The organism is Candidatus Viadribacter manganicus (genome assembly GCF_001679665.1).
Classification (GTDB): domain Bacteria; phylum Pseudomonadota; class Alphaproteobacteria; order Caulobacterales; family Aquidulcibacteraceae; genus Vitreimonas; species Vitreimonas manganica.
Genome location: NZ_CP013244.1, coordinates 2,076,279 through 2,089,174 on the forward strand (window position 1 = coordinate 2,076,279; position 12,896 = coordinate 2,089,174).

Consider the following 12,896-nt stretch of genomic DNA (forward strand, 5'->3'; position numbering starts at 1 on the left):
GTTTAGCCCCAATGCATTTGGACGTTGCACGCCCGCGGCGCGGAGAGATCGTGCAATTCATCGATGATGGCTGCGCCCATGGCGCTGCAGGTGTGAAATCCGCCTAGATCCTTGGTGCGGGCGCCGTGACGGATTGCACGCTCGACGGCGGCTTCGAGTGCGTCGGCTTCATCATGCAAGCGCAGGCCATAGCGCAGCAGCAAGGCTGCCGAGAGCACGGCTCCGACGGGGTTGCATGCATCCTTGCCGGCAATATCCGGCGCTGAGCCGTGCACGGGCTCGAACAATCCAGGCCCGCCAGCACCCAAGGAAGCGGATGGCGCGAGGCCGATGGAGCCGCCCAGCACAGATGCTTCGTCGGAGAGAATGTCGCCGAACATGTTCTCGGTGAGGATGACGTCGTACGAACCCGGCTGGCGGATGAGGTTCATGGACATGGAATCGACCAACTGGTGCTCGAGTTGCACCGTTGGGAAGTCGGCGTGCACGCGTGTGACGATCTCGCGCCAGAGGCGGCTGGTTTCCAGCACGTTGGCCTTATCGACTGACGTGACTTTGCCGCGCCGCGCGCGCGCGGCGCCGAAGGCGGCGCGTGCGATGCGTTCGATCTCGCCGGCCGTGTAGACGCACTGATCGCTGGCGTAGCCTGCGCCGCGCGTGGATTCGCCGAAATAGAGCCCGCCGGTCAGCTCGCGAAAGACGACGAAATCCACGCCTTCGATGAACTCCTTCTTCAACGGCGAGCGGTGGATGAGATCAGGATAGATGCGGACCGGGCGGATGTTGGCAAAGAGGCCAAGCTCTTTGCGCAATCCGAGCAGGCCTTGCTCTGGGCGTTTTGCACCACCATCCCATTTGGGTCCACCGACAGCGCCAAGGAACACAGCGTCAGACGCGCGGCAGGCGTTCAATGTCTTTTGCGGCAGCGGATCGCCAGTCGCATCAATGGCGGCGCCGCCGATTGAGTGAATTTCGAACTCGAAGCGGCGTCCGTGCACTTCGCCAACGGTGGATATAACATCGCGTGCGACTGCGGTGACTTCCGGACCAACGCCGTCGCCGGGCAGCAAAACGATCTTGTAGCTCTTCATGACGGATGTCCTCGTTCGAATTCTTCAATTTGCGGCAGACGGTCGGTGAGCCAGCCGAGAGGGTCGACACCTTCGATGAGGCAGCGCCGCGCGAAGGGCTCGATGGTGAACCGAATGGGTGGAGTGTTGCCAATGGTAAGTTCTTGGCGCTCAAGATCGATGCCGACGCGGCCGCCGGAATCAGCCAGCAAACGCTGATGCGTCTCGGCATCGACGACGATCGGGAGGAGACCATTCTTCAGTGCGTTCGAGCTGAAGATGTCGGCGATCGATGTGGAGATGACGGCGCGAAAGCCATAGTCGAGCAGCGCCCAAGGGGCGTGCTCACGCGATGAGCCGCAAGCAAAGTTTTCGCCCGCGATCAAGATGCGGGTTTCTTTCGTGTCGAGCACATTGAGCGGGTGGTCGGCGATGGGCACGCCGGACGCGTCATAGCGCCAATCGTAGAAGACTTTGGCGCCGAGGCCGGTGCGCGTTGTCGTTGTGAGAAAGCGCGCCGGGATGATCTGATCTGTGTCGATGCTCTCTTGCGGAAGAACGAAGGTGCGCGAGATCAGTTGGGTGAATTGCTCAGGCATAAGCAGTCTCCCTGGCGAACACGCGCGGATCGGTGAGAACGCCTGCGATGGCGCTTGCGGCTGCGGTTGCGGGACTGGCGAGAATGGTGCGCGCGCCTTTGCCCTGTCGGCCTTCGAAGTTGCGATTGGATGTTGAGACCGCGAGCTTGCCTGGCGGCACGACGTCGCCGTTCATGGCGATGCACATGGAGCAACCGGGTTGGCGCCATTCGGCGCCGGCGGCTTCAAAGACCTGATTGAGGCCTTCGGATTCCGCATCGCGTTTCACGGCTTCCGATCCGGGAACGACGAGCATGCGCACGCCAGCCGCGATTCTTCGGCCGCGCAGAATTTCTGCGGCGGCGCGGAGGTCGGAGAGGCGGCCATTGGTGCATGAACCGACGAAGACGACGTGCACGGGCTCATGTGTCGTCGGCTCATTCGCGGCGAATTGCATGTAAGCGAGAGCCTTACGCTCGGACTCGCTGCGCGGCGCCGGCGCAGCTGCGCCGATCGCGATGGCGGCGTCAGGCGTTGTGCCGAATGTCGCCATCGGTGTGATAGCGCCGCCGTCGAGATGAAGCTCTTTGTCGAATGTTGCGTCCGGATCTGTCGTGAACGAGAGCCAGCGCTTGGCAGCGGCTTCGAACGTCTCGCCGTGTGGCGCGTGGCGGCGGCCGCGCAGATAAGCGATCGTCTTTTCGTCCGGCGCTACCATGCCAGCGCGGGCGCCGGCTTCGATCGACATGTTGCAGAGCGTCATGCGCCCTTCCATGTCGAGCGCGCGGATCGCGTCACCGGCATATTCGATGACGTATCCCGAGCCGCCGCCGAAGCCGATAGCGGCGATGATCGCCAACGTCAGATCCTTTGCCGATGTGTCCCGCTGCAATCGGCCATCGACCGTGACACGCATGCGCTTGGGCTTGCGCTGCAGTAGACATTGGGTTGCCAGCACGTGTCCGACTTCGGAGGTGCCGATGCCGAAGGCGAGTGCGCCAAACGCCCCGTGGGTTGCGGTGTGGCTATCGCCGCAGACCACGACGGCGCCTGGTTGGGTGAGGCCCAGCTCCGGCGCCATGACGTGGACGACGCCGCGATCACCGCTGTCCCAGCCAGCGAGTGTGACGCTGTGCTTGGCGCAATTTTTTTCCAGCGTTGAGACTTGCGCCTCGGCTTCCGGCGTCACGTAGGAGCGCTGTCCGTCTGTCGGTGTCGAATGATCGAGCGTCGCGAATGTGCGGTCGGGGCGGCGTACCTTTAGGCCACGCGCCTCGATGTCGGCGAATGCCTGTGGACTGGTGACCTCGTGAACAAGGTGGAGATCGACATATAGCACGCCTGGCGCATCGGTGCTTTCCGGAACGACCATGTGGGCGTCCCAGACTTTGTCGAACATCGTGCGCGGAGAGTTAGACGGCGGCATGGATGCCTCGCGTCTCTTCCGTTTCGCTCCGGATGATGGCGACCAACTCAGCGTCATCGATCTCACCGATCTCGTCGGCGCGTCGCTTGAAGCCGGCGAAGACCGCGCTCAGCGCGTTGCCGCTGAGTTCGTGGCCGAGCACGGAAGCGCGTTTGGCGACAGCGTGACGCCCGGAGTGCTTGCCTAGAACGAAGCTGGTGCCATCGAAGCCAACATCCTGAGGCAGCATGATCTCGTAGGTGCGCGCGTCCGCGAGGACGCCGTGCTGATGGATGCCAGCCTCGTGCGCGAAGGCGTTGATGCCGACGATGGCCTTGTTGCGTGGCACCGGGGTTTCGGTGACTTGGCTAAGCAGGCGGCTGACGCCGACCAGCTTGGTGGAATCGACGCCTGTGAAAAGGCCGAATTGGTCAGCGCGCGTACGCAGCGCCATCACCACTTCTTCCAAGGCGCAATTGCCCGCGCGTTCGCCGATGCCATTGATTGCGACTTCGACCTGGCGTGCGCCGGCTTTGACCGCCGACAGCGTGTTGGCGACGGCCATGCCGAGGTCATCGTGGCAGTGCGTCGAAAGGATTGTGTGGGGGTATCTCTGGATCACGCGCCGGTTCAGGTACTGAAAGAGACCGCCAATCTCTTCCGGTGTGGAATAGCCGACGGTGTCCGGGACGTTGAGTGTCTGTGCGCCGGCCTCCGCGACGGCCTCCAGCACATCGCCCAAATATTCGGGCTCGGTGCGGATCGCGTCTTCAGCTGAGAATTCGACGTCCTCGAAGAGCGTGCGTGCGAACTGAACCGAGGCCACCGCCTGTGCGAGCACTTCATCGGCGCTCATGTTGAACTTGGCTCTGCGGTGGATTGGGCTGGTGCCGAGGAAGATGTGCAGACGCCGGCACCGGTTGTGACCCAGCGCGCGATGGGCGGCCATGATGTCGCTCTCGGTTGCGCGTGAGAGTGAGCAAAAGATCGGTCCTTCGACCTCTCCGGACACGACGCGCACCGCCTCCTCGTCGCCGGGAGAAGCCGCTGCGAAGCCGGCTTCGATGACATCGACGTTAAGCGCTGCGAGCGCGCGGGCCATTTCGAGCTTCTGCGCGACGCCCATCGAAAACCCGGGCGCTTGCTCACCGTCGCGGAGTGTGGTGTCGAACACCAAGACACGATTTGGATCGCGCGCAACGCCATCTACGCTGGGCATGGCGCCGCCTCCTCTACGTGCGGTGAGGCGGCGGGGGCCACACGCCGGGCGCCGATCATGCGGTCGATCTGACGGCCGAGCACTTCGCTGCAGCGTCCGGAATCGCGGCCGCGCACGGCGATGCGCACTTCGCGATGCGCGCCGGCATCGGCGACGGCGAGCTGGTCAATGTGGAAGCCACGGCGCTCGATGAGTCCGATAAGGCGTTGCAGTGAACCTTCGGCGTGATCGAGTTGAATGAGGAAGCTGGTCATTGGGTTGCTCCGTGGATCATGTCTGAATTGCTTTTGCCGGGCGGCACGAGTGGCCACACATTGCTGCGTGGATCAATGACGACGTGCGCGAGGCAGGGGCCGGTGGATGCGAGCAGACGCTCGATGCCGACGCTGACCTCCTCGCGCTTGCTAATTCGGAACGCGTCGATGCCAAACGCCCGCGCGACGGCGGCAAAGTCCGGATTATCTGAGAGGTCGATTTCGCTGTAGTTCTGGTCGAAGAAGAGCTCTTGCCACTGGCGCACGAGGCCCAGCGACGAATTGTCGAGCAGCACGATCTTCAGCGGAATGTCGTAGCGCTTCAGCGTTGCTAATTCTTGGATGTTCATGAAGAACGATCCATCGCCTGTGATGGTGACGACGTCAGCGTCGGGTCGCGCGAGCTTGGCGCCGATGCCTGCGGGCACGCCGTAGCCCATGGCGCCGAGCCCACCTGAGGTGAGATGCGCCTGCGGCGCCGGGAAGCGACAATGCTGCGCCACCCACATTTGATGCTGGCCGACGTCACACGTGGCGATGAAGTTGTCGCCGCTGCGCTCGGACAGTTCCTTTAGGAGCGCGGGCGCATAGATATCGTCGCCCGGCGCATCATAGCGAAAGGCGGACGCGGCTTTCGATTGCGCGCAGGTTTGCCGCCACGCCTCGACGCGCAGTGGGCGAGGGCTCAGAGCGCGCAAGGCGGGTTTGAGATCGCTGGTGATGGCGATCTGGGCGTCGCGGAGCTTGCTTATCTCGGCGGCGTCGATGTCGATGTGGATGACGCGGGCATGCGGCGCGAACTTGCTTAGTTGGCCGGTCGCGCGATCGTCGAAGCGGGCGCCGAGCACGATCAGGAGATCGCATTGCTGAACGGCTTCGTTGGCGGCGCGCAGACCATGCATGCCGATCATGCCGAGATTGGTTGGCCAATCGGGCGGCAACACGCCGAGGCCTTGCAAAGTGCAGACAGCGGGAATGCCCGTCGTGCGCGCGAAGGCGCGGACGTCATCTGTCGCGTTAGCAATGCGCGCGCCGCCGCCGATATAGAGCAGCGGACGTTGCGCCGCGCTGATGGCGGATTCAGCGCGGCGCAGTTGCGCCGGATCCAGTCGTTGCGCTGGCTCTTGGGGGATGGGTGATGAGCTGGCGCGAGCGACGGCGGCGACCTGAACGTCTTTGGGCAGATCGATCAGCACTGGGCCCGGGCGGCCCGATGTTGCGACGTGGAAGGCTCCGGCGAACACTGCGGGGATGTCGGCGGCGTCGCGTACGATCCAGGAGTGCTTCACGATCGGCAGAGTGAGACCGAGAATGTCGATCTCTTGGAAGGCGTCCGTGCCCATCAACGCTGAGGCGACGTTGCCGGTGATGGCGATGAGTGGCACCGAGTCCATCATTGCGTTTGCGATGCCGGTCACAAGATTAGTGGCGCCGGGGCCTGACGTGGCGAGGCAAACGCCCGGCTTTCCGGTGACGCGCGCGTAGGCGTCAGCGGCGAAAGCCGCGCCTTGTTCGTGGCGCACCAAGATGTGTTTAAAGCGCGCCGAGGTCAGCGCGTCGTACACAGGCATGATCGCGCCGCCAGGATAGCCAAACACAAGCTCAACGCCCTGCCGCTCGAGCGCTTCGACCACAAGTCGAGCGCCGGTCGCGGTGGCGGGCGTTGCGTCTTGCTTTGGCAGGGTGGAGGCGGCGCTGGTCATCGGCTCAGGCGTTGGTTGGTTGCTTCAGCCAGGCCATGCGTGAACGCAGCTCAGCGCCGGTCTTCTCGATCGGGTGATTGCGGTCAGCGTTCAGCATCGCGGTGTAACGCGGCTTGCCGGCCTGGTTTTCGAGGATCCAATCGCGCGCGAAATTGCCGGACTGGATGTCCTTCAACACCTCGCGCATGCGGCCGCGCGTTTCCTCGGTGATGATACGCGGCCCTGAGGCGACGGCGCCGTATTTCGCGGTCTCGGAGATGAAGTCATGCATCTTCGAGATGCCGCCTTCGTAGAAGAGATCGACGATGAGCTTCAGCTCATGCATGCACTCGAAATACGCGACCTCAGGCTGGTAACCGGCGTCGACCAAAGTTTGATAGCCGGCCATAACGAGCTCTTTGGCGCCGCCGCAAAGCACTGCTTGCTCGCCGAAGAGATCGGTTTCGGTTTCTTCGGCGAATGTCGTCTCGATCAGACCCCCTGATGCGCCACCAATGCCTTTGGCGTAGGCCATGGCGCGGCTGCGCGCGGTTTCGGTTGCGTCTTGGTGCACGGCGAACAGTGCGGGCACGCCGCGCCCTCGAATGAACTCGCGGCGCACCAGATCGCCGGGGCCTTTCGGCGCTACCAGCACTACGTCCATATCGGCGCGAGGCTTCACGCGGCCGTAATGAATAGAGAAGCCGTGCGCGAAGAGCAGTGTCGCACTTTTTTTGGCGTTCGGCGCGATGATGTCGTTGAAGATTGCTTCCTGCGCCATGTCGGGCGTCAGGAAGGCGATGAGATCTGCGCCTTCGATGGCTTCGGCGGGTTCTGCGGTTTCGATCTTGTCGGCGCGAGCGTTGGTCCAGCCTTTGCCGCCCTTGCGCACGCCGGCGACAACGTCGTGGCCGCTGTCGCGCAGATTTTGCGCGTGGGCGCGACCCTGGCTGCCATACCCGATCACGGCGATACGCCGATCCTCGAGCGCCGCTGCGCTCACGTCATCTTCGCCATAGACTTTCATTACGATGCCTCGCGCATGTGTTCAGGCCGGCGTTGCGCCGGCGATGGATTCGGGATGGTGACGGCGCCTTGCGACGCGGAAGAAACAAGCGCCGCGTACTTTGCGAACACGCCGGTGGGCGCCTCGCGCTTTGGCGGACTGGCGACGCGGTTGGAGAGATCTGCGCTTGTCTCGATCCGGCGTGCGGCGACGTCAATGGCGATGATGTCGTCGTCGCGTAGCAATGCGATCGGCCCGCCCGCGGCGGCTTCGGGTGAGACGTGACCGGCAACGAAGCCGTATGAGGCGCCAGAAAAGCGCCCGTCCGTGATCAGAGCGACGTTCTGCACGCCGCGACCCTTCAGGGCTGCAGTAACTTGCAGCATCTCGCGCATGCCAGGGCCGCCGCGCGGTCCTTCGTAACGAATGACGATGACATCGCCTTCTCGAATGGCGCCGCGCTGCACGGCATCGAACGCGGTCTCTTCGGTGTCGAACACCCGCGCGGGGCCCTCGAAGCGCGCCGTATCGTGGCCAACGAGCTTGATTACCGCGCCATCGGGCGCGACGTTGCCGTAAATGACGGCATAAGACCCGCGCGTCATCACGGGCGCATCGAAATCGCGGATCACCTTTTGGTTTGGCGTTTCGATTGCTTCGCGCGCTTCATCGAACAATGAGCGACCTGAGACGGTGGTTGCGTCTTCGATTTTGCCGGCTTGCATCATCCGCTGCAGCACCAAGCGTGTGCCGCCGGCCTGGAAGAGGTGACTTGCGAGAAATTGGCCGCCTGGTTTCAGGTCGCAGATGACGGGCGCCGCCTCGCAAGCATCGTTGCAATCTTCTATGCCGAAATCGACGCCAGCCTCGGCGCCGATCGCAACCAAATGCAGGACTGCATTGGTTGAGCCACCACTGGCGGAGACGGCGGCTGCAGCATTGCGCAACGATTGCGCTGTGATGAAGCGCCGTGCGTTGAGGCGGCGCTTTGTGAGTTCAACAGCGAGGCGGCCACAGCGTTCGGCTTCGACGGGCTTGTCAGGATGCGTTGCCGGAACGTCGTTCGCGCCGACGGGTGAGATGCCCATGGCGGTGAGCGCCATCGCCATTGTGTTCGCCGTGAACTGACCGCCGCAGGCGCCCGCGCCGGGACAAGCGGCGCTTTCGACTTGCCGCAGCCCCGCATCGTCCAATGAACCGGCGCCGTGCGCGCCGATGGCTTCGAAGACTTCCTGGATTGAAATTTCTTTGCCCGCATGAAGGCCAGGCATGATCGTGCCGCCATAAAGAACACATCCCGGCAGATCCATGCGCGCGAGCGCCATAGCGGCGGCAGGAATGGTCTTGTCGCAACCGACGATGCAGACGACGCCGTCGAGCTGATGGCCTTGCACGGCGAGTTCGATGGAATCGGCGATGGTTTCGCGTGAAATCAGCGACGCCTTCATGCCAGGCGTGCCCATCGAAATCCCGTCGGTGACGACGATCGTATTGAAGTCGATCGGTACGCCGCCGGAGTCCCGAACGCCGCGGCGCACGTGCTCGGCGAGATCGCCGAGATGCATGTTGCAGGGTGTTACCGATGACCATGTGTTCACGACACCAATCAACGGCCGGCTGAAATCCGCATCATCAAGACCCGCGGCGCGCAAATACGAGCGCGCGGCGGCGCGATTTGCGCCCTGCGTGACAGCAGCGCTGCGCAGGTTTTTCGGCCTTGATGGCGGCGTATAGGGCGGGTCTTCGTTCATATCGGTCCGGCTAATGCGGACCGCAGGCAACAGAAAACCCCGCTACCTTTCGGGAGCGGGGTGGAAGCTTGCGGTCCTGAGTTTGTTCGTCAGGTCACATGCAACAACGCCGCCCCGGGCTTAAGAATAAGCACGAGCGAGTTGATAAGGAGCGATACTACGACGAGCGCGAATGAAAGCACGCGTACGTCCGCGATCGCCTCAACAGCGAATTCAGCGGAGGTAATGTCGCGCGCGTTGGTCACGTCGTTAAAGCTCCCACAGCATTGAATGCACGACTTGTGGATACGCGCAACGAAAAATCTCGCAACCGCAGCAATGAGCGAACGATTTCGTGCGCACGCGCAACACAGAGCACGATGCGACGATGAATGTGCTCAATAATTGCGCGACCATCTGGTCAGTTCTAGAAGCGCGCCGTGTTGAACGAGCCTGATCCCGAGACTGAGCGACTGCTTTACGCGGGTTCACGTGCGTATGCCGGCGGCGACAAAGCCGGCGCTGCGTCATTCGCACGCCAGGCCTTGTTGCGTGGGCCAGGAAATCCGGCGGCGCTCCAGATTCTTGGCGTCGTCGCGCTTGACGCGGGTGACCTTGAGGCGGCGCGGCGTCATCTCGAAGCTTCAAACGCCGCGAAGCCTAATGCGGTGACATTTAATTTGATCGGTGTCGCGGCAAGCCGTGCTGGCGACGTGGCGGCGGCGCGGGCGGCGTTTGCGAGGGCCGGTGAACTCGGGCTCGTCGATGGCTGGCGCAATCTGGCGGTCAGCGAGAAGGGCGAAGCGCAGGTCGGGGCCTATCAACGCGCGCTCAAGCTGGTCCCTAACGATGCAGCGTCTCACGCCGGGTTGGCGCAGGCGTTGGAGGCTCGCCATGAACTCCGCCGCGCGAGGGAACATGCCCAGGCGGCGCTGCGGCTTGATCCGGCGAATGCAACCGGGCGGTTGGCCCTGGGGCGTGTACTGATCCGAGAAAAAGATTTTGCTGCGGCGGAAGCAGCCCTTGGGCCGATCCTTCAATCGCCTAAGGCGACGATTGAACTGCGTATCCAGGCGCTCGGGCTGATTGGCGATGCACGTGACCATCGCGACGATGCGCGGGGCGCCTTCGAGGCGTTCACCGCCGCCAACCAGATGACGCTGCAGCAGCAGCGCGCGTGGCTCGATGCGCGAGAGCGGCTCTATCATCCCGACAGCGTGCGCCGGATGGCCGATGTGGTGGCGGGCCTGGATGTTCCCACTTGGGTGGCGGCGCGAGCGGAGCGCTCGCCAGTCTTTCTCGTTGGCTTTCCCCGCTCAGGTACGACGCTGTTGGATCAGATCCTCTCCTCTCACCCTGGCATCGTGTGTTTGGAAGAGAGTGAGCACTTCGGCGACGCGCTCAGTGAGACGCTGGCCGATCCGTCGCGCGCATTCCTGCCTGAGTCGTTCACGGCGGATGAGATCACGCGAATTCGCGAGAGCTATTGGCGACGCGTCGGCGCGCCGGCGGAGAGTATCGTCGTCGATAAGTTTCCGCTGAACATTGTGGTGCTGCCATTGATCAAGCGCGTCTTTCCGGATGCCAAGATCATCTTCGCCATGCGCGATCCGCGCGATGTGGTGCTATCCTGCTATCAGCAGCGCTTCGTTATTAACGCGGCGATGGTGCAATTTCTCGAGCTTGCGCGTGCCGGCGCTTACTATGGACTAGTGATGTCTCTGCTGGAGCTTTGCCGTGAGCGGCTGGCGCTGGACTTCTATCAAGTGCGTTACGAGGACGTGGTTGGGGATCTAGAGTCTGCGGCGCGGGCGCTCTGCGGGTTTCTTGGCGTCGCCTACGATTCCAACATGCTCAACTTTAGCGAGACAGCGCGGAAGCGAGAGATCGCCACACCCAGCGCGCGCCAGGTCATCCAGCCGATTTACAATCGCTCAATGGGACGTTGGCGCCGTTATGAGCGTGAGTTGGCGCCGGTGCTGCCAGTGCTCGCGCTCTGGGCGGCGCGATATGGTTACGCGCCTTAGCGCGGGCCGTTAAAGGCGGCCTGAGCTTGAAGCACCGAGCTGTCGGCTGCCGTGAAATCACCGGCGGCGATTGAAGTCAGCACGTTGCGAAGATGATCGGCGCAAGTCGTCAGGTGTTGGCGCTCGGCCTCGGAAGCGGCGAAGCGCGCAAGTTCGTAGACGCGGCGGCGGTCATCGGCGGTGAATGTGCTATTCAGCTGTACGCGGAGGCGGCGCATGACGGCGCCGAGGGGCGGTGGTTCAGCGGCGTCGTTGTAGGAGCGCCGGTCACCCCAGCGCTTTCCCAGACCGCCCTTGCGGCGGTCTGGTCCAAAATAGACCTCGTTATCAACCCACTTACGGTTCATCACGGGGAAAAGTTACGTGTGGACTGACTAACGCTAAATTAGCGAAACTGAAGTCACACGCCCAAGTTGCGGTAGCGATTGCAGTAAAGTTAGCCGCGCTTGCGGATGAGGCCTTCTTGCGCCGTCGACGCCACCAAAGTTCCGTCGTTGCGGTAGATTGCGCCACGATTGAAACCGCGCGCGCCGGACGCGCTCGGGCTGTCTTGCACGTAGAGGTGCCACTCGGAGAAATTCGTCGGGCGGTGAAACCAGATGATGTGATCGAGGCTAGCGGTCTGAACGCCCGACTGCCAACTCACACCGTGAGGCCGCATGGCGGTGCCGAGCAGCGAATAGTCGGAAGAGTAGGCGAGGAACGCTTGGTTCAGAGCGATGTCGTCTCCGGCATTTGAGCGAGCGCGGAGCCAGACGCTTTGGTATGGCGGCTTCGGCTTTGGATTGACGACGTCGACAGGATCGATGGCGCGCATCTCGATCGGCGCGTTGCGCAACCAGCGTGTGTTTTCTTCCGGCTGGCTCTTGATCCAAGCTTCGACGAACTTGCCGACTTCATCGGCGGAATAGGCGGGCGTCGGCATTTCGCTTTGGTGCTCGTAGCCGTCCTCCGGCGTCTGAAACGAGCAGGCCATGTTGAAAATCTGTTCGCCCTTTTGAATGGCGATGACCCGCCGGGTGGCGAAGCTCTTGCCATCGCGTGAGCGCTCAACCTGGTAGAGCACCGGAATTGATGGATCGCCTGGGCGGATGAAATAACTTTGCAGCGAATGGCAGATGTGACCGCCCACTGTTTTGTAGGCGGCCATCAGCGCCTGGGCGACGACTTGGCCGCCGAAGATGCGCTGCCGCTCTTCGGGCGGGGAGACGCCGCGAAACAAGTTCACCTCGATCGGTTCGAGGGTGAGGATGTCGATGAGTTCGTCCATTGCGGACATGAGCGCATTCCAGCTTGAGGGAGGTGCGTCCGGCTTATGGGTCGCGCACGCCGCTGACAAGCGCTGCGCCGCAAGGCAGCCCTACGGAATAAGGTTGCCGTTGGTGTCACACCAGGGTTCGCGGCGGCCGCGCCAGGGCCGAGCCAAGCCGGCGGCGATCAGCATCTCGCCCATGTCGCGGCCATCGAGAACGACGTAGGCGATTGTGCGGCCGTAGCGATCGATCCGGCCGGTCGGGCGCAGATCGACGCGGCGGGTTTCAGCGATAAGGGTGCGAACCGTCGCGGTGGCGCGATTGCCGAGTTCGCGCTCAGCAGCGCAACGCGCGCGTGAACCGGTCTCGGGCGTATCGATGTTGACGACGCGATAGGTAATCTCGTCGCGCGTGTCTTCGAGCGTGTCGCCATCGATGACCCGCATGCGCTCTGCGGCGTTAGCCGCACGATGCCGGGGCGTTCGCGGCGCATCGGCGCTGGCGAACTGTGAGGTCTGTGCGCTCGCCTGCGGGGCAGGGTCAGAGATGAAAATGACGCTCACCGCTGCGGCGAGCATGAGTGCGCTGGCGGCGAGGCCCGCGCTGAAAATGTTTGAATGCGCCATGGCGCGAGCTAGGCGTCGAAACTCTTACCGAGAGGTGAATGAACGG

At 62.9% G+C, this 12,896-nt stretch carries 13 protein-coding genes; 1 reads left to right on the forward strand and 12 read right to left on the reverse strand.

Annotated elements, in window-relative coordinates:
- Positions 1 to 2: 2 nt before the first annotated feature.
- The 9 genes from leuB to ATE48_RS19780 form a co-directional block, all read right to left on the reverse strand.
- Positions 3 to 1,091, reverse strand: coding sequence for a 3-isopropylmalate dehydrogenase (gene leuB / locus ATE48_RS10720; protein ID WP_066771252.1), 1,089 nt, complete (start codon positions 1,089 to 1,091; stop codon positions 3 to 5).
- Positions 1,088 to 1,669 carry a 3-isopropylmalate dehydratase small subunit gene (gene leuD, locus ATE48_RS10725; protein WP_066771255.1) on the reverse strand — a complete coding sequence of 194 codons (582 nt, stop codon included), beginning with the start codon at positions 1,667 to 1,669 and terminating at the stop codon, positions 1,088 to 1,090. Before leuD ends, leuB begins: the two co-directional genes overlap by 4 nt.
- Positions 1,662 to 3,074, reverse strand: coding sequence for a 3-isopropylmalate dehydratase large subunit (gene leuC / locus ATE48_RS10730; RefSeq protein ID WP_066771261.1), 1,413 nt, complete (start codon positions 3,072 to 3,074; stop codon positions 1,662 to 1,664). Before leuC ends, leuD begins: the two co-directional genes overlap by 8 nt.
- Complete coding sequence (locus ATE48_RS10735; protein WP_066771264.1) at positions 3,061 to 4,272, reverse strand: 2-isopropylmalate synthase; 1,212 nt, start codon at positions 4,270 to 4,272, stop codon at positions 3,061 to 3,063. The genes leuC and ATE48_RS10735 overlap by 14 nt, the downstream gene beginning before the upstream one ends.
- On the reverse strand, positions 4,260 to 4,526 hold the full coding sequence (locus ATE48_RS10740) for an ACT domain-containing protein (protein WP_066771267.1): 267 nt from the start codon (positions 4,524 to 4,526) through the stop codon (positions 4,260 to 4,262). The genes ATE48_RS10735 and ATE48_RS10740 overlap by 13 nt, the downstream gene beginning before the upstream one ends.
- Positions 4,523 to 6,229: an acetolactate synthase 2 catalytic subunit gene (gene ilvG / locus ATE48_RS10745; RefSeq protein ID WP_066771270.1), complete on the reverse strand. Its 1,707-nt coding sequence runs from the start codon at positions 6,227 to 6,229 to the stop codon at positions 4,523 to 4,525. Before ilvG ends, ATE48_RS10740 begins: the two co-directional genes overlap by 4 nt.
- A gap of 4 nt (positions 6,230 to 6,233) precedes the next feature.
- Positions 6,234 to 7,235, reverse strand: coding sequence for a ketol-acid reductoisomerase (ilvC, locus tag ATE48_RS10750; protein ID WP_066771279.1), 1,002 nt, complete (start codon positions 7,233 to 7,235; stop codon positions 6,234 to 6,236).
- Positions 7,235 to 8,965, reverse strand: coding sequence for a dihydroxy-acid dehydratase (gene ilvD / locus ATE48_RS10755; protein WP_066771282.1), 1,731 nt, complete (start codon positions 8,963 to 8,965; stop codon positions 7,235 to 7,237). Before ilvD ends, ilvC begins: the two co-directional genes overlap by 1 nt.
- 89 nt (positions 8,966 to 9,054) lie before the next feature.
- On the reverse strand, positions 9,055 to 9,210 hold the full coding sequence (locus ATE48_RS19780; protein ID WP_156767726.1) for a hypothetical protein: 156 nt from the start codon (positions 9,208 to 9,210) through the stop codon (positions 9,055 to 9,057).
- A gap of 174 nt (positions 9,211 to 9,384) precedes the next feature.
- On the opposite strand from ATE48_RS19780, the gene ATE48_RS10760 reads away from it, so the two are divergent.
- Positions 9,385 to 10,971 (forward strand): tetratricopeptide repeat-containing sulfotransferase family protein, encoded by a 1,587-nt coding sequence (locus ATE48_RS10760; RefSeq protein ID WP_066771285.1) that lies wholly within the window; start codon positions 9,385 to 9,387, stop codon positions 10,969 to 10,971.
- Here the strand turns inward: ATE48_RS10760 and ATE48_RS10765 are convergent.
- The 3 genes from ATE48_RS10765 to ATE48_RS10775 all read right to left on the reverse strand — a co-directional run bounded on the left by ATE48_RS10765 (position 10,968) and on the right by ATE48_RS10775 (position 12,850).
- A complete protein-coding gene (locus tag ATE48_RS10765) occupies positions 10,968 to 11,318 on the reverse strand; it encodes a hypothetical protein (RefSeq protein WP_066771293.1) in 351 nt (116 codons plus the stop codon). The genes ATE48_RS10760 and ATE48_RS10765 overlap by 4 nt on opposite strands.
- 89 nt (positions 11,319 to 11,407) lie before the next feature.
- Positions 11,408 to 12,250, reverse strand: coding sequence for an acyl-CoA thioesterase (locus tag ATE48_RS10770; protein ID WP_066771303.1), 843 nt, complete (start codon positions 12,248 to 12,250; stop codon positions 11,408 to 11,410).
- A gap of 81 nt (positions 12,251 to 12,331) precedes the next feature.
- The gene (locus tag ATE48_RS10775) at positions 12,332 to 12,850 is read right to left on the reverse strand and encodes a thermonuclease family protein (protein ID WP_066771305.1); all 519 of its coding nucleotides are present in this window, start codon (positions 12,848 to 12,850) and stop codon (positions 12,332 to 12,334) included.
- Positions 12,851 to 12,896 lie beyond the last annotated feature (46 nt).

Bases quoted from the DNA above. Each gene is read 5' to 3' on its own strand.
- ilvD (WP_066771282.1), bottom strand. From the start codon at position 8,965: ATGAACGAAGACCCGCCCTATACGCCGCCATCAAGGCCGAAAAACCTG.
- ATE48_RS10770 (WP_066771303.1), bottom strand. From the start codon at position 12,250: ATGTCCGCAATGGACGAACTCATCGACATCCTCACCCTCGAACCGATC.
- leuB (WP_066771252.1), bottom strand. From the start codon at position 1,091: ATGAAGAGCTACAAGATCGTTTTGCTGCCCGGCGACGGCGTTGGTCCG.
- leuC (WP_066771261.1), bottom strand. From the start codon at position 3,074: ATGCCGCCGTCTAACTCTCCGCGCACGATGTTCGACAAAGTCTGGGAC.
- leuD (WP_066771255.1), bottom strand. From the start codon at position 1,669: ATGCCTGAGCAATTCACCCAACTGATCTCGCGCACCTTCGTTCTTCCG.
- ATE48_RS10735 (WP_066771264.1), bottom strand. From the start codon at position 4,272: ATGCCCAGCGTAGATGGCGTTGCGCGCGATCCAAATCGTGTCTTGGTG.
- ATE48_RS10775 (WP_066771305.1), bottom strand. From the start codon at position 12,850: ATGGCGCATTCAAACATTTTCAGCGCGGGCCTCGCCGCCAGCGCACTC.
- ilvG (WP_066771270.1), bottom strand. From the start codon at position 6,229: ATGACCAGCGCCGCCTCCACCCTGCCAAAGCAAGACGCAACGCCCGCC.
- ATE48_RS10740 (WP_066771267.1), bottom strand. From the start codon at position 4,526: ATGACCAGCTTCCTCATTCAACTCGATCACGCCGAAGGTTCACTGCAA.
- ATE48_RS10765 (WP_066771293.1), bottom strand. From the start codon at position 11,318: ATGAACCGTAAGTGGGTTGATAACGAGGTCTATTTTGGACCAGACCGC.
- ilvC (WP_066771279.1), bottom strand. From the start codon at position 7,235: ATGAAAGTCTATGGCGAAGATGACGTGAGCGCAGCGGCGCTCGAGGAT.